Annotated in this window: 18 protein-coding genes; 11 read left to right on the top strand and 7 right to left on the bottom strand. The window is 48.4% G+C overall.

The genetic code is table 11. The annotated features are described in order from the left end of the window. Window positions 1–106: 106 nt before the first annotated feature. The 8 genes from ACXAGX_RS07385 (at window position 107) to ACXAGX_RS07420 (ending at window position 7,518) form a co-directional block, all read left to right on the top strand. Window positions 107–1,087, top strand: a complete 981-nt coding sequence (locus tag ACXAGX_RS07385) for a MucB/RseB C-terminal domain-containing protein (RefSeq protein WP_474837485.1) — start codon at window positions 107–109, stop codon at window positions 1,085–1,087. Next, window positions 1,080–1,553 carry a SoxR reducing system RseC family protein gene (locus tag ACXAGX_RS07390; protein ID WP_474824526.1) on the top strand — a complete coding sequence of 158 codons (474 nt, stop codon included), beginning with the start codon at window positions 1,080–1,082 and terminating at the stop codon, window positions 1,551–1,553. Before ACXAGX_RS07385 ends, ACXAGX_RS07390 begins: the two co-directional genes overlap by 8 nt. A gap of 235 nt (window positions 1,554–1,788) precedes the next feature. Beyond that, on the top strand, window positions 1,789–3,585 hold the full coding sequence (gene lepA / locus ACXAGX_RS07395; protein WP_474837487.1) for a translation elongation factor 4: 1,797 nt from the start codon (window positions 1,789–1,791) through the stop codon (window positions 3,583–3,585). Continuing rightward, a complete protein-coding gene (lepB, locus tag ACXAGX_RS07400) occupies window positions 3,585–4,487 on the top strand; it encodes a signal peptidase I (RefSeq protein ID WP_474837489.1) in 903 nt (300 codons plus the stop codon). The genes lepA and lepB overlap by 1 nt, the downstream gene beginning before the upstream one ends. Then, complete coding sequence (rnc, locus tag ACXAGX_RS07405) at window positions 4,487–5,176, top strand: ribonuclease III (protein ID WP_070126684.1); 690 nt, start codon at window positions 4,487–4,489, stop codon at window positions 5,174–5,176. Before lepB ends, rnc begins: the two co-directional genes overlap by 1 nt. Then, on the top strand, window positions 5,163–6,074 hold the full coding sequence (era, locus tag ACXAGX_RS07410; RefSeq protein WP_474824529.1) for a GTPase Era: 912 nt from the start codon (window positions 5,163–5,165) through the stop codon (window positions 6,072–6,074). Before rnc ends, era begins: the two co-directional genes overlap by 14 nt. A 31-nt stretch (window positions 6,075–6,105) precedes the next feature. Continuing rightward, the gene (pdxH, locus tag ACXAGX_RS07415; protein WP_474824530.1) at window positions 6,106–6,744 is read left to right on the top strand and encodes a pyridoxamine 5'-phosphate oxidase; all 639 of its coding nucleotides are present in this window, start codon (window positions 6,106–6,108) and stop codon (window positions 6,742–6,744) included. Window positions 6,745–6,753: 9 nt separating this feature from the next. Further along, window positions 6,754–7,518, top strand: coding sequence for a TatD family hydrolase (locus ACXAGX_RS07420; protein WP_474837491.1), 765 nt, complete (start codon window positions 6,754–6,756; stop codon window positions 7,516–7,518). Here ACXAGX_RS07420 and ACXAGX_RS07425 read toward each other — a convergent pair. The 4 genes from ACXAGX_RS07425 to ACXAGX_RS07440 all read right to left on the bottom strand — a co-directional run bounded on the left by ACXAGX_RS07425 (window position 7,509) and on the right by ACXAGX_RS07440 (window position 10,382). Continuing rightward, the gene (locus tag ACXAGX_RS07425; protein ID WP_474837493.1) at window positions 7,509–8,051 is read right to left on the bottom strand and encodes a tetratricopeptide repeat protein; all 543 of its coding nucleotides are present in this window, start codon (window positions 8,049–8,051) and stop codon (window positions 7,509–7,511) included. The two genes, ACXAGX_RS07420 and ACXAGX_RS07425, sit on opposite strands and share 10 nt — an antisense overlap. 165 nt (window positions 8,052–8,216) lie before the next feature. Then, on the bottom strand, window positions 8,217–9,071 hold the full coding sequence (locus tag ACXAGX_RS07430; RefSeq protein ID WP_474837495.1) for an SDR family NAD(P)-dependent oxidoreductase: 855 nt from the start codon (window positions 9,069–9,071) through the stop codon (window positions 8,217–8,219). A 42-nt stretch (window positions 9,072–9,113) separates the two neighbouring features. Continuing rightward, the gene (locus ACXAGX_RS07435) at window positions 9,114–9,464 is read right to left on the bottom strand and encodes a DUF4345 family protein (RefSeq protein WP_474837497.1); all 351 of its coding nucleotides are present in this window, start codon (window positions 9,462–9,464) and stop codon (window positions 9,114–9,116) included. 306 nt (window positions 9,465–9,770) lie between these two features. Then, on the bottom strand, window positions 9,771–10,382 hold the full coding sequence (locus ACXAGX_RS07440) for a hypothetical protein (protein WP_474837499.1): 612 nt from the start codon (window positions 10,380–10,382) through the stop codon (window positions 9,771–9,773). A 139-nt stretch (window positions 10,383–10,521) separates the two neighbouring features. On the opposite strand from ACXAGX_RS07440, the gene serB reads away from it, so the two are divergent. Then, window positions 10,522–11,520, top strand: coding sequence for a phosphoserine phosphatase SerB (gene serB / locus ACXAGX_RS07445; RefSeq protein ID WP_474837560.1), 999 nt, complete (start codon window positions 10,522–10,524; stop codon window positions 11,518–11,520). A 120-nt stretch (window positions 11,521–11,640) separates the two neighbouring features. Here serB and ACXAGX_RS07450 read toward each other — a convergent pair whose 3' ends face one another. Continuing rightward, complete coding sequence (locus ACXAGX_RS07450) at window positions 11,641–14,151, bottom strand: PilZ domain-containing protein (protein WP_474837501.1); 2,511 nt, start codon at window positions 14,149–14,151, stop codon at window positions 11,641–11,643. Between the two features lie 187 nt (window positions 14,152–14,338). On the opposite strand from ACXAGX_RS07450, the gene radA reads away from it, so the two are divergent. Further along, entirely contained in the window at window positions 14,339–15,709 is a 1,371-nt protein-coding gene (gene radA, locus ACXAGX_RS07455; RefSeq protein WP_474837503.1) for a DNA repair protein RadA, read from the top strand. A gap of 2 nt (window positions 15,710–15,711) precedes the next feature. Here radA and ACXAGX_RS07460 read toward each other — a convergent pair whose 3' ends face one another. Together ACXAGX_RS07460 and ettA are read right to left on the bottom strand one after the other, a co-directional pair. Next, window positions 15,712–16,116, bottom strand: a complete 405-nt coding sequence (locus ACXAGX_RS07460; RefSeq protein WP_474837505.1) for a PilZ domain-containing protein — start codon at window positions 16,114–16,116, stop codon at window positions 15,712–15,714. A 141-nt stretch (window positions 16,117–16,257) separates the two neighbouring features. Further along, window positions 16,258–17,928, bottom strand: coding sequence for an energy-dependent translational throttle protein EttA (ettA, locus tag ACXAGX_RS07465; RefSeq protein ID WP_474837507.1), 1,671 nt, complete (start codon window positions 17,926–17,928; stop codon window positions 16,258–16,260). Window positions 17,929–18,131: 203 nt separating this feature from the next. On the opposite strand from ettA, the gene lpxD reads away from it, so the two are divergent. Beyond that, window positions 18,132–19,172, top strand: coding sequence for a UDP-3-O-(3-hydroxymyristoyl)glucosamine N-acyltransferase (lpxD, locus tag ACXAGX_RS07470; RefSeq protein ID WP_474837509.1), 1,041 nt, complete (start codon window positions 18,132–18,134; stop codon window positions 19,170–19,172). The last annotated feature ends 72 nt before the right edge of the window (window positions 19,173–19,244 follow it).

The following is a 19,244-nucleotide window of genomic DNA, read 5'->3' on the forward strand; positions in this document are numbered from 1 at the left end:
GAATTTTTGCATTTATAGCCTGGCGTGTGTTGGGCTCGCATTTTCTGTTCATGCACAACAGCCCCCACCCCCACAAGTAAAGAGCCAATCCCAGCCAGATGCTATTGTGTCTGAGCAAAACTCCATGCTGGCCGACGACGACAATAATGCATTGGCTGATGTTTATCCCTATGCTCTCACGGAAAAACCGCAATCTGCCACAGATTGGATGCTGAAAATGTCTGCGGCGGTGAGAACGCTGAATTTTGAAGTGTCGTTTGTTGTAAGCAGACTGAATCAAGAAACGGTACCGTTCTTGTGGCGTCATGGTGTGCTTAACGATGGCACTTCGGTTGAACAGCTGAATTTACAAAATGGACCTGGACGGGAACTGATTCGATTTGGTGATGTAGTCAGTATTTTTGAACCTGATGCACCGCCTTATAGTTTGCAGTCTAAATACATCAATGGTCCTATTCCCAGCGAGTTACTTTATGATCCGATGTCGCTGGTGAAAGGGTACGATTTTGTTTCTGTTGGCCGTGCGCGCGTAGCCGGCAGACCTGCTCAGCAGCTCCGGGTTGTTAGTCGTGATAATACGCGTTTCAGTTATCAGCTATGGCTTGATCAGCAATCAGGTATGCTGTTGAAAATGAATACCCTGGATTTACAGGGTAATGTGCTTGAACAAATCCAGGTAAGTTCGTTTGAGATTCATCAACAGGCGCCGGAATATTTTGCAAAAGTAAACAGAAACTCGTTACCTGCCGCCCTGGCACTGCATTCGGCAGCAAACCGGGCGCAAAACTGGGAAGTGGATTACCTCCCCAGTGGCATGGTTGAGGTAAAACAGGATATAAGGCGACTGGCAGTAACCGGTCAGGTTGTTGAATACAAATTATTTTCTGATGGACTGGTCGATGTGTCAGTTTATGTGCAGCCCGCAGCCGATGCCATCGGTTCTGACCTGGTGTTGCGCCATGAACTGAGTACGTTTCTGAGCCTGACTGACGGTAAAGCCCAGGTTACGGTGATCGGAGAAATTCCTTTGCAAACGGCGAATGCCATTGCAACCTCGTTGAAATTAAAGGACGACAACGGTGATTAAAGAAACGGCGACAGTGGTGGCCGTAGACGGCGATCTCATCACCGTGGAAGCGGCCATTAAAACTACGTGCTCAAGCTGTCAGGCGCAAAGTGATTGTGGTTCTGGAGTTATTTCACGGGCACTGTCGCCACGCACGCAACAGCTTTCCTTGCGTTCGCCGGTTCCCTGTAAAGTGGGCGATACTGTGCGTATCGGTGTACCTGAAGCCGGGGTAGTTGCAGCGTCTTTATGGCTCTATGTTGTGCCTCTCATCGTATTGGTGATATCGGCTATTGGGGCAGGGCAGAGTTTGCCCCGCCTGGGTTTGCACAGCGAACTATGGGCACTGGCAACCAGCCTACTGTTAACCTTTGGCTCGTTCATCCTGATCTCAGGTCATCTGAAGAAAATTGACCAAACTCGCTTTCAACCGGTTATTTTAAGCGCTACCATTTCCACTCCAGAGATTTACACGCCACAAAAATAGCGAAGGGGTGACGCCAAGCCCCGGTATCACCCCTCAATTTCTGCAATAATTCGTGTTAATACCGTAGACTATCCTAAATGGTGAAGCTTATTCGCTTTTCGCTGAATAAATAGGTAAAATCCGCACGCTTTACACCGCCGTATTTTATTATTCGCAAGTGGTGTCGTGAAACAGTAAGTCATAAACTTACTTTCCGGTTTGTTTAATTCTATCTCGCAGGACATTTTCCAGCATTATGCAACAGTCGCACATTCGTAATTTCTCTATCATTGCCCATATTGACCATGGGAAATCCACGTTATCAGACCGTCTGATCCAACATTGCGGAGGATTGACTGACAGGGAAATGGCTGCCCAGGTTCTTGATTCAATGGATCTGGAGCGTGAGCGCGGTATCACCATCAAAGCCCAGAGCGTAACGCTGAACTATAAAGCGAACGATGGCGAAACTTATCAGCTGAACTTTATCGATACCCCGGGACACGTAGATTTTACCTATGAAGTTTCCCGTTCACTGGCAGCCTGCGAAGGCGCACTGCTAGTGGTTGATGCCGGTCAGGGCGTGGAAGCACAGACACTTGCCAACTGCTACACCGCTATCGATCTGGATATGGAAGTTGTGCCAATCCTGAATAAAATCGATCTGCCTCAGGCTGAACCTGAGCGTGTAGCGGAAGAAATCGAAGACATCGTTGGTATCGATGCTATTGACGCTGTGCGTTGTTCAGCAAAAACCGGTATTGGTATTGATGAAGTACTCGAAGTGATTGTTAAACGTGTACCACCACCTGAAGGCGAGCGTGAAGCTCCGTTGAAAGCACTGATCGTGGATTCCTGGTTCGATAACTATCAGGGCGTCGTATCACTGGTGCGTATTGTTGAAGGCGAACTGAATGCCAAAGACAAAATTAAAATCATGTCCAACGGCCAGGTGCACCAGGCAGATAAAGTGGGTATCTTCACGCCGAAGCAAACCGAAACCGGTACCCTTAAAGCCGGTGAAGTAGGTTTCATTATTGCGGGTATCAAAGAAATTCACGGCGCGCCGGTGGGCGATACCATCACGCTGGCCCGTGCTCCTGCTGAAAAAGCCTTACCGGGCTTCAAGAAAATCAAGCCGCAGGTTTATGCCGGTGTGTTCCCGGTCAGTTCAGACGACTACGAAGATTTCCGTGATGCGCTGGATAAACTCAGCCTGAATGATGCCTCTTTGTTCTTCGAACCAGAGAGTTCTGCCGCACTGGGCTTTGGTTTCCGTATTGGTTTCCTGGGCATGCTGCACATGGAGATTATTCAGGAGCGTCTTGAACGCGAGTACAATCTGGATCTTATCACTACCGCACCCACAGTAATCTATGAAGTGGTTACTACCAAGGGTGAAACGGTGCAAGTGGACAACCCGTCTAAGCTACCAGCCGTAAATGAAATTGCTGAAATTCACGAACCGGTCGTTGAGGCCAATATTCTGGTTCCGCAGGAATTCCTGGGTAATGTCATCACACTTTGCGTTGAGAAGCGTGGTGTGCAGACCAACATGGCTTATCACGGTAAGCAGGTCGCGGTAACCTATGAACTGCCGATGGCTGAAGTGGTGATGGATTTCTTCGACCGTCTTAAGTCAACTAGCCGGGGCTTTGCTTCACTGGATTACAACTTCAAGAAGTTCCAGGAATCCGACATGGTGCGGGTGGATGTATTGATTAACGGTGAGCGTGTTGATGCGCTGGCGATGATCACGCACCGCGAAAACAGTCAGGGCCGTGGCCGTGAACTGGTGGAAAAACTGCGTGAACTCATTCCTCGTCAGATGTTTGATATTGCCATTCAGGCGGCAATCGGCAACCACATTATTGCACGAAGCACAGTAAAACAATTGCGTAAGAACGTTATCGCCAAGTGTTACGGTGGTGACGTAAGTCGTAAGAAAAAACTGCTGCAAAAACAAAAAGAAGGGAAGAAGCGCATGAAGCAAGTCGGTAACGTTGAGTTACCACAGGATGCGTTCCTCGCTGTTCTCAAGGTAGGTAAGTAATGGCAAATTATTTTTCGATTTTGTTGGTTATCCTGACGGTAGCCACCGGTCTCATCTGGCTTCTCGATAGCTTGTTATGGGCACCGGCAAGGAAGCAGAAGTTCGTACAAGGTACAGAAGCTGCATCGTCTGCGACAGGCCAGCAAGCCGAATTGCCGTGGTTAGTAGATACATCTCAACAGATTTTTCCGGTTATCGCCTTTGTATTGGTGCTGCGCTCGTTCTTGTATGAGCCATTTCAAATACCGTCGGGCTCAATGATGCCAACTCTGTTGGTGGGCGATTTCATTCTGGTAGAAAAGTTTGCTTACGGTTTGAAAGATCCGGTGCTGCGAAACAAATTTATCGAAACCGGCGAGCCTGAGCGGGGCGATGTGGTGGTGTTTAAATATCCTGAAGACACCAATGTTGATTACATCAAGCGCGTGATTGGTCTGCCGGGTGACACTATCGTTTATCAGAACAAACAGATTTTTATTAAGCCTTACTGCGAAAGCGGCAGTGACTGCCCTGAAATGGAGCCGGTTCCACTGGAGTTTCAGGAGCGCGGTGAATTTGTTCAGGATATGGTGCCGCTGCTTCGCTACACCGAGCAACTGGGCGATGTGACTCACGATATTTTGCGTAATCCGGGTCGCAGTATTCCTGCTTCAAATTTCTATACACAACCAGGTACCCGTAGCAACGAGTGGATTGTGCCGCAAGGCGAATATTTCGTGATGGGTGATAACCGCGAAAACAGCCGTGACAGCCGTTTCTGGGGCTTTGTACCCGACGACAACCTGGTTGGTAAAGCGGTAGCCATCTGGATCAGCTTTGAATTTGAACGTTCTGCAGACAGCTTCCTGCCGGGTTGGGTTCCTACCGGCGTTCGATTTAATCGTGTTGGTGGCATTGAGTAATGCAAGGTATCGACCGATACGCACGGTTATCGAAACTACTCGATTACCGTTTTAAAGACGAAGGTTTATTAGAGCAGGCGCTCACGCACCGCAGTGCGGCAAAAAAGCACAACGAGCGCCTGGAGTTTCTCGGTGACGCAGTATTGGGCATGGTTGTCGCTGACGCCTTATTTGCCCGCTTCCCGACGGTGCCAGAAGGCAAGCTCACTCGCATGCGTTCCACACTGGTAAAAGGCGACACTCTGGCAGAAATGGCAAAAGAAGCCGGCGTCGGCGAACTGCTCAAACTGGGCCAAGGTGAGCTAAAAAGTGGCGGTCACCGTCGAAGCTCTATTCTCGCTGATGCCGTAGAAGCCATTCTCGGCGCAATTTATTTAGATGACGGTATCGACACCGTACGCGGTGTTATTCTGCGTTTATGGTCAGACCGTATCGATCGTCTTGATCCGAATGAACATCCTAAGGACAGCAAAACCCGGTTACAGGAGTACCTCCAGTCCCGCCGTGAGCCGTTACCGGTTTACGAAGTGGTGACCATTAGCGGTAAGGACCACGCACAAACCTTTGAAGTCAGTTGCACCGTAGCGCGACTGGATGCACCGGTTTTTGGTGTGGGGAATAGCCGCCGCAAAGCAGAACAACAGGCTGCTAAAGAGACATTGGAGAAGCTTGAACATGCATCTGAATGATGATGTCGAAACCTATTGCGGATTGGTTGCCATTGTCGGCCGTCCAAATGTGGGTAAATCCACACTACTGAATCGTATTTTGGGTCAAAAGGTCAGTATTACCTCGCGTAAACCGCAAACGACCCGTCACCGTATTTTGGGTATTGATAGCGAAGAAGCTTATCAGACCATTTACGTTGATACGCCAGGGCTTCACCAAGACGAGAAAAAAGCCATCAACCGTTACATGAACCGTGCCGCTTCCAGCTCATTGGCTGAGGTGGGGTTGGTGCTGTTTGTGGTGGAAGGGACTCGCTGGACTGAAGAAGACGAGATGGTGCTGACGAAAGTGAAAAACAGTCGCCTGCCTTGTTACCTCGTTATCAATAAAGTAGATAAAGTCGAAGACAAAGCGTCGTTGATTGATCAAATCCAAATGCTGTCTGAAAAGCATGAGTTCGACCATATTTTTCCGGTAAGTGCAAAAAACGGCAAACAAGTAGATGCACTGCGTGAAATGGTGCAGAAGTCTTTGCCGCCGAGCGAGTTCTATTATCCTGAAGATTACATTACTGATCGCTCCAGCCGCTTTATGGCAGCGGAAATTATCCGCGAAAAACTGATGCGATTCACCGGTGATGAACTGCCTTACTCCACCACGGTTGAGATAGAGCAATTCAAACTCATGGAAAATGGTGTATACCGAATTAATGGTCTTATTCTGGTAGAACGCGATAGCCAAAAACGTATGGTTATTGGTAAAGCCGGCAACCATATTAAAACCATTGGCGAGCAGGCCCGTAAAGATATGGAGAACCTGTTTGATAATAAGGTTTTCCTTGAGCTGTGGGTGAAAGTGAAACAGGGCTGGGCTGATGATGATCGCGCCTTACGTTCACTGGGCTACGGCGACGACTAAGTGATCCGTCTTACCATGTTATGGAGGTAAAATGTCTCTTTCTGATATTCGTCGGCAATATTCAAATGCGCATTTAACTGAGCAGGAGCTCACTGGGCATCCTATCGCGTTGTTTCGTAAATGGTTAGACGATGCAATCCAGTCAGACAGTCCGGACCCCACTGCAATGACAGTGGCCACGGTAGACCCATCAGGCCAGCCATCGCAGCGCATTGTATTGCTAAAAGATGTTAGTGAGGATGGATTCCTGTTTTACACCAACCTTGGTAGTCGCAAGGCGCAAGAGTTGTCGCAAAACAACAAAATCTCTCTGCATTTTCCTTGGTTTTTTATGGAACGCCAGGTACGCGTTTGTGGCACCGCGCATAAACTGTCTACCACTGAGAATGCAAAGTACTTCTTCTCTCGTCCTAAAGACAGTCAGCTCGCGGCTTATGCCTCTCGTCAGAGTCAGCCAATTGCAACCCGCGAGCTGCTTATGACGCAGTTTAAGCAGCTTAAAGATAAGTTCGCTAACAAAGCACTGCCGGTACCGGATTTCTGGGGTGGTTTCCGTGTTGAACCGCACCAGATAGAGTTCTGGCAGGGTGGGGAAGACCGTCTACACGATCGTTTTGAATACAATAAAACCGCAGACGGCAACTGGACCACGCAGCGCTTAATGCCGTAGCTTCTACTTATGATAGACAGCCACTGTCACCTGGATTTACCCGCCTTTGATGACGATCTTGATGATGTACTTCAACGGGCGAAAGAAGCGGGCGTCAGTGGTTTTTTAATTCCGGGTACCACGCCCGCGGGCTGGCAAAAACAGCTCGACATTCAGGCTAATCACGCCAACATTCATCTTGCCTTTGGAGTTCATCCTTGGTTTATTCGTGGCGCGCTGGATGATGCTCTCTCCGATTTGCAGCAAATGGTCGCAACACACCGTGACAGGGTATGCGCCATTGGTGAAATCGGCCTTGATGCCACCATCAAATTACCTCTTGCGGAGCAGGAAACGTGGTTACTGGCACAAATAGATGTCGCTAAGCAATATAAACTTCCGGTAATCCTTCATCACCTTAAAACCCATCACCGTCTACCTGCACTCATCAAGCAGTCAGGCTTTACCCATGGTGGTGTCGTCCACGCTTTCTCTGGCAACGCGCAAGTGGCAAAGCAGTATATTGATTTAGGGTTTAAACTTGGGGTTGGTGGCACTGTCACTTATCCCAGAGGGCAAAAGACGTTAAACGCGGTGGTGGAAGTAGGGTTAGATAATATTCTGCTTGAGACCGATACCCCTGATATGCCCGTTTATGGCTACCAGGGGCAGCGCAACGAGCCGGCTAGGCTGGTAAATGTGGTAGGCATATTAGCCGAAGCCTTTTATACCTCGCCGGAAATTATCAGCGCCCGCACAAACACGCATTTCAGGCAGTTGTTTACTCAGCCCTGACCAGAAGGCTTCATATCCATACTGGTAAGGTATTCATCGGCATCAGTCACTCCTTCGAGACTGGCTTTTTTCAGCCAGGCAATACCCTGCTGACGATCGGCCATTACACCTCGGCCCTCAATCAGCGCGACACCATAGTGATATTTCGCCAAACTGGAATAGCCCGCGGCGTCATTGGTGTTGGCGCCACGCTTCATCAGTGCCGTGGCTTTCGCTAAATCCTTTTCTACCGCCACACCGGTTTCATACATCTGTGCAAGCCAAATCATGGCGTAAACGCTGTCGAAACGTTCGATGCAGTCATTAAAGATTGCCAGGGCTGCAGCGTGATCGCCGGTTTTCTCTGCTGCGTAGCCGTAAAGACATTTAAGCTGATTATGGCTGTTGATCATACTGTCGTAGCTGAGCTCATTACCGGTGACTTCGCGGGCTATGCGACTGGAAGGCGGTGGAGCATCCTGCTCTGGGAGGGCCGCTGCCGGCAGGACGGGAAGAAACACTGCAACTAAGTAAACTATGTTGACAACTTTCATACCAAGCTCCTTTCTCAAAGAGGTGTTGGTTGTTATTTAAACATTATCAAAGTCGATTGCACAACTGAATAATAAGAATATTCATCTAACGACATTGGAGAGCACCACTGCTGCCGAAAAGTCAGCAGCCGGACAAAGCAAATGCTTAGCTTTCTCAGCACTCCACTAGCTGTTTTCTTTAATATCAAATTTTTTCGCGAGTATTTTATCAACCATTCGCTCTGGTAGCATGGTAGGTAGGGTATAGTTAATCAGCTTGTTCGGCACCGGAGCATAGCGTGCTTTAGGCTTTTCTGCGGTCATTGCCTCGTAAACCACGTCGGCGATGTAGTCGGTTTCGAGCCCGTCTTCGCCTCCTTCTATCATTACGTCGAGGAAGGTCTTAATTGAATCTTCCCAGGCGGTCCCATTATATTGCCCGGCAGCATCCGCTTCCTTTGCTTTTTTCCATATTGGAGTTTTAACGCTGCCTGGACCAATTGATATTGAGTCTATACCGTATACCAACAGCTCGCGGCGCAAACTATCGGTAATACTCTCCATGGCGTGTTTGCTGGCAGTATAAGCGCCCAGAAACGGAGACGGCAGCTCCCCACCTACACTGGTAATATTAACAATGCGTCCGGGGGCCCCGTCCAATGACTCATTGGTACCCAGAAGTGGTAAAAAGGCCTGGGCCATTCGCAGCCCGCCGAATGCGTTCACTTCAAAATGCTGTATAAATTCATCGATATCCTGTAACGCCAACGGGGCAATTTTAGCTATACCAGCGTTGTTAACCAGTCCGTTGAGGGTGTGACCTGCTAGCTTCTCTGAAACTGCATCCACGGCTGAACTGATTTGCTCCGGCTTGGATACGTCCAGAAACAGGGGCTGGATACTCGCTTCTTTTTCCTTAAGGTTTTGCGCATCATCTTCATTGCGCACACCTGCAAACACTAACCATCCCTCCTGCGCAAACCGGATAGAGATAGATTCACCGAGTCCTGATGAAGCGCCTGTAACTATAATAGATTTCATAAATGTCTCCCTGAATCAAAAAAGGTGAATTAAATTAAGAGCTCAGAGGTTGGCTATCAGCAGGTAAACCGCCAGGGCAGCTTCAGCAGTAAAATATCCCCAGCTTTGTTTAGATCCCGCTTTGTTGCCAAAGATACCCGAAATTCTGCCAACAGCAGCGCCAGCATATAAAAAGCCAACCATCGCATAAGCTTCAGGGATAGAAAGAAAGATTGCACCGACCCCCGCGCCGATAAATAACGCGCCATTTGCCGCCCGAATTTCCGTGTAGCCCATATTGCTGCCATCTGTTTTGAGACCGAGTTTATCCATGGTATAGCGGGGAGCGAGAAACCCGACTAACCCCAGCGCGATAGTGAGTACCATTGCAATAATGTTTAACGTGTCAATCATGATTTCCCCGTGTGGCAAGTGAGAATGTAGTATCTGGCTGATATGCAATGACCCGAAGCTTTTGTATGCCGGGAGCATGCTCAGTGGCGTTAGCGGTAGGGTCAGGTTTTTAAACAACCGCTAACACCAATTTCTACTTCGGGTAAACCTGCAGAGATTACTTAGAAGGCCGCGAATAAGGCCTAATTAAGGTTAAATTTGTTTAACAGGAGGGCAGGGATTTCAGCCTGGAGGGTTCATGCACTGCAACGGGCAGAGGTAGAAACATAGTATGCAGAGTGTGCGTGCTGTGCCAGAGTACTGGCGCTAGCGAATTTTATTAAGCAACAAAAAGCGATATCGCCATGACAGCAGAGTCAGCGCTGCGCCGGTAATCACACCGAAGAACAGCAGACCAGCGTGAAAACTAAATGCCGAGGAGGTAAGTTGTCGCTGGGCCTTAAGCAGTGCGTTGTTATCAATGACTAATTGCAACAAAGCGGTTTGCACCTGTTGCTTATTATTAATCGATACCATTCTTACAGAGTCTTCGAACTTAGCTGGGTCCTGTTTTTCAACGTATGAAGGTTCACTTACTGCACTGCCAAGCATATTACCTTCAAGGTCAAAAACAGCAGCCCGGTGGATAATATGAGATTTTACCAGTCTGGCGAGATGGCTGTTAATTTTTTCCCGCTGCCGCATCTCTGCTGCATCCGCCAGCAGTAAACTATACTGTTCGGCTAATACATTTACCGGTGCAGAAGCGGCCAGTTCCAGCGACTGCTGTGCATCACGTTTCTGAAACACAGCCAGCGTGATCGCAGCTGTTATTAGCAGAACAACCGTTATCAAGTGCACGTTGCGCTTTTGCAGCCATGCAAACCAATGCGTTTTCTCTAGGGCGGGCGTTTTCCATGCCGCGTATTTATCAGTCATATTCAAAAAGCTTAACGGTTTGTGTTCATGATACCGGTTTTCGATTCCTGGGCATAATCTATTCATAAAAGGCTGTTTTACCTTGTCGATGAATTCGCTAGGATACGCATACTTTTATTGGCAGGATTTTATTTTGAGCGTGTTAACGGTTTCTTCATTACATAGTCAGCAAGGCTTGCTGGCGTTATTCAGCGCACAACCAGATGGCGTGGTGTTTAAAGATTCGCAATGGCAGGCTGCAAGTGGCAGTGAAGCTGCGACAGACGCAGTGTTAACCGTGTATGCCCCGGCGCTTACCCTTGGCCAACTGGCAGGTATTACTCAAGCGTTGGAAGGAACTTGTGATCTTCACGGTTTTACCCTGCATCCGCTTAGCGGTAAGTTTCATGAAGTGGTGGTGAAAGCACCGGTAACAGTGTTGGATGAACCTGCATTAAAGCCGCAGCTAGAAGCTATTGCCGCACAGTATTATGTCGATATTGTTGTACAGCATGATCAACCAGAACTTGCTCAACCGGGTTTGTTGGTGATGGACATGGACAGCACGATTATCCAAATAGAATGTATCGATGAAATCGCCAAACTAGCGGGGCTGGGTGAAAAAGTCGCAGAAGTAACTGCACGGGCCATGCGCGGTGAATTGGCATTCAGCGAAAGTCTGATTTCCCGAGTGGCTTGCTTAAAAGGGGTGCCAGTTGCGCAGCTCGCGCAAATTCGTGACAGCATTCCACTGATGCCAGGCGTTGTACCGCTCATTACAGAATTAAAAGCCCATGGCTGGAAAATTGCTATTGCCTCTGGCGGCTTTACTTACTTCGCTGACTATGTGAAGGAGCGCCTTGGTTTAGATGCGGCATACTCGAATACGTTAAAAGTAAACGGAAACGTGTTAGCCGGAGAAGTGGTGGGTGAAATCGTTGACGCCGACGTTAAAGCACGCACAGTGGCGTCGCTGGCAGATGAATGGCAAATTCCCATGTCGCAAACGGTGGCGATGGGCGACGGTGCTAACGATTTAGTGATGATGGCTAAAGCCGCATTGGGTGTTGCTTGTCATGCTAAGCCGTTAGTACGTGAAAAAGCCGATACTGCTATTCGTTACAGTGGCTTACAAGGCATGCTTTATTTACTCAAATAATGGGTTTTTAGCCCAGGTACGCGTTGCAGAAATGCGATTCGCAGTACTATAAGTCGCCAAAGAATTATTCGTAAAGTACGGAGGGGGATAGCGGGAACGCGAGTCACCCTTTTACCTGAGTCAATTCAACATTTTTTGAATGCGGTTTGTTGCCTCGTTGGCTTTTACAACCTGGCTATTACGCGCAATCGTGGCTTGGTCATACCCGAAACGCATGAGTACTTCCTGGGTCATGTCGATTAAATGCACTGACGCACCCATAGACCAGATTTTTTCTTCTAACTCCTTTGCGCGGTGCAAAGCATAGGTGCTGACATAATTTAATTCAGCTTGCAGCATGGCCAAATCGGGCTTACCTGTAAGCGTAATTAACACCTGAAACGCAACAAAATGCCCTTTTGAAATCGCCTCTGAAATAAATGCTTTTTTACTCTCATCGTTAGCAAACTGCTTATCAAGCTTGGGTATTACTGCCTGGCCAACCTCCTTCGCTGTAGGGTTGTACGCAACCAATAATTCTTCTCTTACTAACTGATGGTCGATTTTCAATGTCTTTATGCTGCTTGCTATAAGCGGCGATTCTTGTTGTCTGTCCCGGTAGAGAAACTCGATATTAACGCGGTTTTGCGACGCAGCATGGGAGAGTAAGTGACAAGGCACGGTCCCTTTGTTTTGATAGACTGCCGTATCAGGTTCGTATCTCACACCGGTTTTAGCCAGCAGGAAAGCAAAGTTAGGCGTGTGACGCGCATTAATACAGCGCAGCGCATGCCCAATCCCTGGGGTTTCCTCTTCTTCAGGATAGGTTTTCAATGACTGCTTGTTTTGTTTTATGAGTGTATTGAAGAATTGCCGTGCCGCTGCGCCGGCTTCGCCTTCTACGGCTTTCAAATGCAGAATATTGCGGTCGGCATTATGATGAATCACTTCATAGTTCATGCTGACCGTAGCTGACTTCGCGGTCAGGCGAGGAAATTGTATTTTCACCATACTCCCAGCATTCCCCGTAAACTCGGGAGAAATTTCTAGGCGCAAGCCAGATATGGAAATGTCTTCAGAAATGCCTGTGCTATGGAAGCTGTCATCGAAGCCCGTCAATTCGATAGGTGAACGCAGAATGTAGCGTGTCTCCATTCGCTGTTCGGAAAAACGATAGCGGTAGGGTTTAATTGCTATGGGCGCTTTATTTCTAGGGTGACCAAAAACACGTAATCCACCAAGGTTCTTTCTGTCGAATTTGCGTGAGGCATATTGCCGCTGGCCAGAAAGGGAGGTCACATCAGTGATATGGACAATATACTTGAGGTTTTTGAGTCTTGCCATTAGTCGAGCCGACGGTGGCGAATTTTGTTTTTTCGCTGCGTTAGCGGCACTATCGGGTATAGATAGCGGGGCGTAAGCCTCGTCGGGTGCCATCGAGGACAAGGTGAGTTTGAACACCCGCCAACTAACTTTCCGAGAGCCAAAACCAATATAGAGGGCCTTGAGTTTGTCATTCTGTTCAAGCTCCAAATTGGAAGCCGAATAGAAATATACCGCACCGTCTTTTACGTGGGTAAAGCAGTAAATGTACATTTCCGCTCGGGTTGTCGACTGCTTCTGCAACCAGGCCAGACGGGAGGGTTTGAGCATATAACCCAACTTCACGTCATCTTTTTCATCTTTCCAGTAGTCCAGAATTTCCTTGTTTGTACTGTTGAGCATGGCGTAGCGGGGTAGCAGATGATTTTCTTGCTCATCAATAAAAATGGGCAAAGATGGGCTACAAGGTGAAATATATTGCTCAGCCGTTTTATTGATAATCGCTTCAACGGTGTTATTGAGATTTACCTTATACCGCCGCTTGTTTCCGTGGATAAAGTTATTTAGAAATTTATCAAATGATGGTGCCGGATAATCTGTGTTTCTTTTTAATATTAAATAGAAATTACCGCGCTCAAACTTGGTCGTGATGACGTGATAATGAATGCCATTTCGGTTGTCCATAGCAAATTCATCTTCAAATCCGCGGAAATGGATTTGCAATGGCTGACCAGAAGTAAAGGCATATTCGTTAGGAAGCTTAAGTCGAAGCCCTTCTATTGAAATGTCTACACTCGTGCCTTTGAAGAAATTGTGATGTTCATCTTCAATGTCTAACGCAACCGCAAAGTTCATCCTCTCATGATTACGATGATGGTACGCCAACAGATTTACGACGGGAATAATGTGGTTTAGTAGATTTTCTTGGTTAGATTCAGGGGTATTTTTTTCTTCAGAGCGGGCTGCTTCGGCCCGGTCGCGCATAACCCGAAAATTGTTTTCGGTTTTCATCACCGCTTCGTAAACGCCAAACGTGTAGTTGCCGTATACTTTGACTTGACGTTTAAACACGTCAATGGCTACGTCGTCCAAGTAGTGTTTTCGATCGCGAAATTCGAACAGTCGGCAATCGCCATCAACTTGACCTCGTAAGTCAATGGCGCGAAGACAGGGCTTGGCCAACCGTTTGAGCTCCATCTTAATCAAGAAGCGCTTTTCTGAAGGAAGCTCACGGGTAAGTTGGATCAGAACCTGATTAAATTCCGGACGCCCGACAGACGGTTTCAATTGCTCAATGACATCTGCAAATTGCTGAAGTTCTTTTTCCATTTCACCGACTAATCTTATCTGGCTGCCAACATCATCTGTCTTTATCGGCAGCATTGCAGGTAACTACAACCCAAATTAAGACCGGAAGCTTATCCTTTATTATTTTTCCGGTGTGCGGACCACAGATATTAACGGTAGAATAGCGGGAAATACCACTGTTTTGTTACATCTTTACTCAACTATCACTATGGCTAAACGAAAAACCGCATACGTATGTTCCGATTGTGGCGCTGAATTTCCGCGTTGGCAGGGGCAGTGCAGTGACTGCAAATCCTGGAACACCATTTCTGAATTTGTCGTCTCTCCAGCAAAAACGCCCAAAGCCGGATTCAGTGGCTATGCAGGACAAACCAACGCGCGAATAGAGCCCCTCAATGCCATTGATTTAGAGGCATTGCCACGATTTAGTTCAGGTTTCAAAGAGCTGGACCGGGTGCTCGGGGGCGGCATTGTTCCTGGCGCTGCCATGCTGATTGGTGGCTCTCCCGGGGCAGGTAAAAGTACATTACTGCTTCAGGTTATGTGCGAACTGGCAAAAGAGAAAAGCGCCTTGTATGTCACCGGTGAGGAATCGCTGCAGCAGGTTGCGCTGCGGGCTCAGCGTTTGAATCTGCCTACTGACAAGTTGATGATGCTAGCAGAAACTAATGTGGAAACCATCTGCGAGCTGGCACTCACTCAGCAACCGAAGATCATGGTTATCGATTCCATCCAGGTAATGAATGTGTCAGATGTGCAGTCTGCGCCGGGCAGTGTGTCGCAGGTACGTGAAAGTGCCGCCTACCTGACCCGCTTTGCTAAGCAGAATCATATAGCCATGTTTATCGTTGGTCATGTTACCAAAGACGGCAACTTGGCTGGCCCCAAGGTGTTAGAACACTGTATCGACTGTTCTATGATGCTGGAAGGGGAAAGTGATGGGCGATTTAGAACCTTGCGCAGCCACAAAAATCGCTTTGGTGCGGTGAACGAGCTGGGCGTGTTCGGCATGACCGAGCGGGGTTTAAAAGAAGTGAATAACCCTTCGGCAATCTTCCTCAGCCGCGGTGAAAATCAGGCACCGGGTTCCAGCGTCATGGTGGTGTGGGAAGGGACGCGGCCGCTACTGGTAGAAATTCAGGCGCTGGTGGATTATTCCCAGATGGCAAATCCCCGGCGAATTGCCGTGGGATTGGAACAGAACCGCCTGGCCATGCTACTGGCGGTGCTGCATCGCCACGGCAATGTGCAGATGAACGACCAGGATGTGTTCGTGAACGTGGTGGGCGGCGTGAAAATTGGTGAAACCGGCGCAGATTTAGCGCTACTGCTGGCTATGGTGAGCAGTTTCCGCAACCGTTCATTACCGCGGGATTTGATTGTGTTTGGCGAAGTTGGGCTGGCTGGGGAAATTCGCCCGGTGCCCAATGGCACTGAGCGTATTACTGAAGCGGCTAAACATGGCTTTAAGCGGGCTATTGTGCCTAAAGCCAATGCGCCGAAGCAACCTATCCCGGGATTGATCGTAGTACCGGTGAGTCAACTCTCAGATGCATTAGAAGCCGTTAGCGAACAGTAGTGCTACGCGTCTTTTTTATACACAGCATCAATAAGCGCATTAAGATCCTGTTCACTCAGACCAGGATCGCCACTGTTTAAATTAATCAGTGTGCGCAATTCAGCCAGGCATTCCACCTCGACATGGTCGACCTTACAGCCGATAAATATCAGATCAGAATTGCCCTGAGACTGGCGATAAAGCTGCTGAAGATAAAGCGTAATTAATGGACTGTCGGGGTTGGCTTTGAACATAACCGTGTAGGGGTCATGGCTGTCAAAGGGCAACATTTCCAACATGGCTTCGGCCGCGCTTAGCCGCAACCCTTGCAGGGAAACATCTTCAATTGTGACGGGTATGCTATTACCGTGAAGGCTTAATTCTCCCGGAACTTTCAAATCAACTCGCTGGAACTGGCGTTTATCCACGTTATCCTTCCCACATGCTTACCCCTAATTATTAGTATAAACAAAAGGGTAAGGTCAACCTGATAGGTAAAATTTATCAAACCCAATGGGTAAAAGCACGAAATAGATAATAAAAACCCCGCATGACGCGGGGTTCGATGATTATTTCTTCGCCATTCGCTTGTATTTCAAGCGGTGGGGCTCTACCACGTCTTGTCCGAAGTTTTCTTTCAGCCAGGTTTCGTAATCGGTGTAGTTACCTTCAAAGAAGTTAACTTTACCTTCATCACGATAGTCAATGATGTGGGTAGCTACGCGGTCGAGGAACCAGCGGTCGTGCGAAATAACCATGGCACAGCCTGGGAATTCCAATAACGCATTTTCAAGTGCACGCAGGGTTTCAACATCCAGGTCGTTGGTAGGTTCATCGAGCAGCAGTACGTTGCCACCGGCTTTCAGTAGTTTGGCCAAGTGAACACGGTTACGCTCACCACCGGACAGATCGCCAATAAATTTTTGCTGATCGCTGCCACGGAAGTTAAAGCGGCTGCAGTAAGCGCGGCTATTAATTTCAAAGTTACCGATGCGGATAATGTCCGAGTCGTCAGAAATTTCCTTCCACACGGTGTTTTTGTCGTTCATGTGGTCACGGAACTGTTCCACGCTGGCAAGATGAACGGTATCACCAATTACGACTTCACCTTCGTCAGGTTGTTCCTGACCTGAAATCATTTTAAACAGGGTCGATTTACCTGCACCGTTCGGTCCGATAATACCCACGATAGCGCCTTTCGGTACCACAAAGTCCATGTCATCGATAAGTATGCGGTCACCGTAAGCTTTTTTCAGATGCTTCACTTCAATAACTTTGTCACCTAAGCGCTCACCAGGTGGAATAAACAGCTCGTTGGTTTCATTGCGCTTTTGGTAATCAGAGGTGGACATTTCTTCAAACCGGGCCATACGGGCTTTCGATTTAGCATGACGGCCTTTCGGGTTCGAGCGTACCCATTCTAATTCCTGCTTCATCGATTTCACGCGGGCATTTTCAGTGCGTTCTTCCTGAGCAAGACGAGCCTCTTTCTGTTCCAGCCAGGAAGAATAGTTACCTTCCCATGGAATACCGTGACCACGGTCGAGTTCCAAAATCCAGCCTGCTACGTTATCAAGGAAATAACGGTCGTGGGTAATGGCGACTACGGTACCTTCATAGTCGTGAAGGAAGCGTTCCAGCCAGGCAACAGATTCGGCGTCTAAGTGGTTAGTCGGTTCGTCAAGCAGCAGCATGTCTGGCTTTTCAAGCAACAGACGACACAGGGCAACACGACGACGCTCACCACCTGATAATTTAGACACATCGGCATCCCACGGTGGCAGACGCAGGGCGTCGGCGGCGCGTTCTAATGCGTTATCCAGGTTGTGACCATCTTTAGCCTGAATGATGGCTTCCAGTTCACCTTGCTCTTTAGCCAACGCATCGAAATCGGCATCTGCTTCGGCGTAGGCGGCATACACTTCTTCTAGACGGGTAAGGGCGTGTTTTACGTCAGCAACGGCTTCTTCGATGTTGCCGCGTACATCTTTGGTTTCGTCCAGCTTCGGTTCCTGAGGGAGGTAACCGATATTGATACCGGGCTGCGGGCGGGCTTCGCCCTCAATTTCGGTGTCCACACCAGCCATAATACGCAGCAAGGTGGATTTACCCGCGCCATTCAGACCGAGTACGCCGATTTTAGCGCCAGGAAAAAAGCTTAGAGAGATATCTTTTAAGATATGACGGTTGGGTGGCACAATTTTGCCAACCCGATGCATAGAATATACGTATTGAGACATACTCGTAACAGTGTCCTTAAATGAATTAACCGTATTGTACTCGTTTTCCCGTGGATCTGACCAGTGAAGCCGGTAACGATTTTGGCAATTGGCGGAAAAATATCCGCATAGTTGTTAAACCAACGGATTTTAGTGATAAGGGTCAGGACGAGAGTGATATTTTACAGTAGCATACACACAAAATTTCCGAACAGGATTTGCGCATGACAGCACAGACAAAGCACACATATACTCTTGCCGAACTGGCTAAACACGTAGGTGGTCAGGTGGGCGGTCAGGGAAATGCCGCAGAAGTGAAAATCAGTGGTGTTGGTACACTGGCTGGCTCAGAAAGCCATCAAATTTCTTTTCTCACCAATGTAAAATACAAGTCTCAGTTGGCCGAAACCAAGGCCGGTGCGGTAATCATTCATGATAAAGCCGCAGACGAATGCCCGGTACCGGCACTCATTCATGGTAATCCACACGCTGCCTTTGCGCGCATTGCACAGTTGTTCGATACCACGCCAGTTGTCGCTACAGGTATTGCTGCCTCGGCGGTAGTGGCGTCGTCTGCCACATTGGGCACCAATGTGTCATTAGGTCACAATGTGATTATTGAAGACAACGTGGTGCTGGGCGACAACGTCACTATTGGCGCAAATACCGTTATCGGTAAAGGTGCGAAAATTGGTGAAGACACCACCATTTATCCGAATGTGACCATTTATCATGAAGTTAATATTGGTAAGCGCGTTACCATTCACAGCCAAACGGTTATTGGCGCATCGGGATTCGGTTATGCCAACGACAAAGGCACCTGGATCCCAATTCCACAAACCGGCAGTGTCCGCATTGGCGACGATGCGCAAATTGGTGCTTCCAGCAGTATCGACCGTGGCGCCATGGAAGACACCATTATTGGTAAGAATGTGATTATCGATAACCAGGTACAGGTGGGTCATAACTGTATCATTGACGACCATTCCTGTATCTGCGGTGCCACCGGCATCGCCGGAAGTTGTCATATCGGTAAATACGTGATCATCGGCGGTGGCGTAGGCATCAACGGTCATATTTCTATTTGCGATAATGTGCAGGTTACCGGCTACACCATGATCGTGCAGGACATCACGGAACCCGGCGTGTATTCCTCGGGTCAGCCAGCGATGAAGAACCGCGATTGGCGCAAGGTTACTGTGCGAGGCCGACAGATAGACGACCTGTTTAACCGGGTTAAAGCACTGGAAAAAGGGGGCCAGTAAGGTCTACCTTATACTGAACAGGCTCATAGGAGCCTGTTTTTGTATCTGCAGTTCGGTTTTTCTAAAGGGGCA

It is taken from the genome of Alteromonas sp. ABV4_515 (genome assembly GCF_056160345.1).

Excerpts from the sequence above, each read along its gene's own strand:
- lepA (WP_474837487.1), top strand. The coding sequence starts at position 1,789 with ATGCAACAGTCGCACATTCGTAATTTCTCTATCATTGCCCATATTGAC.
- lepB (WP_474837489.1), top strand. The coding sequence starts at position 3,585 with ATGGCAAATTATTTTTCGATTTTGTTGGTTATCCTGACGGTAGCCACC.
- rnc (WP_070126684.1), top strand. The coding sequence starts at position 4,487 with ATGCAAGGTATCGACCGATACGCACGGTTATCGAAACTACTCGATTAC.
- era (WP_474824529.1), top strand. The coding sequence starts at position 5,163 with ATGCATCTGAATGATGATGTCGAAACCTATTGCGGATTGGTTGCCATT.
- pdxH (WP_474824530.1), top strand. The coding sequence starts at position 6,106 with ATGTCTCTTTCTGATATTCGTCGGCAATATTCAAATGCGCATTTAACT.
- ACXAGX_RS07420 (WP_474837491.1), top strand. The coding sequence starts at position 6,754 with ATGATAGACAGCCACTGTCACCTGGATTTACCCGCCTTTGATGACGAT.
- ACXAGX_RS07425 (WP_474837493.1), bottom strand. The coding sequence starts at position 8,051 with ATGAAAGTTGTCAACATAGTTTACTTAGTTGCAGTGTTTCTTCCCGTC.
- ACXAGX_RS07430 (WP_474837495.1), bottom strand. The coding sequence starts at position 9,071 with ATGAAATCTATTATAGTTACAGGCGCTTCATCAGGACTCGGTGAATCT.
- ACXAGX_RS07435 (WP_474837497.1), bottom strand. The coding sequence starts at position 9,464 with ATGATTGACACGTTAAACATTATTGCAATGGTACTCACTATCGCGCTG.
- ACXAGX_RS07440 (WP_474837499.1), bottom strand. The coding sequence starts at position 10,382 with ATGACTGATAAATACGCGGCATGGAAAACGCCCGCCCTAGAGAAAACG.
- ACXAGX_RS07450 (WP_474837501.1), bottom strand. The coding sequence starts at position 14,151 with ATGGAAAAAGAACTTCAGCAATTTGCAGATGTCATTGAGCAATTGAAA.
- radA (WP_474837503.1), top strand. The coding sequence starts at position 14,339 with ATGGCTAAACGAAAAACCGCATACGTATGTTCCGATTGTGGCGCTGAA.
- ettA (WP_474837507.1), bottom strand. The coding sequence starts at position 17,928 with ATGTCTCAATACGTATATTCTATGCATCGGGTTGGCAAAATTGTGCCA.
- lpxD (WP_474837509.1), top strand. The coding sequence starts at position 18,132 with ATGACAGCACAGACAAAGCACACATATACTCTTGCCGAACTGGCTAAA.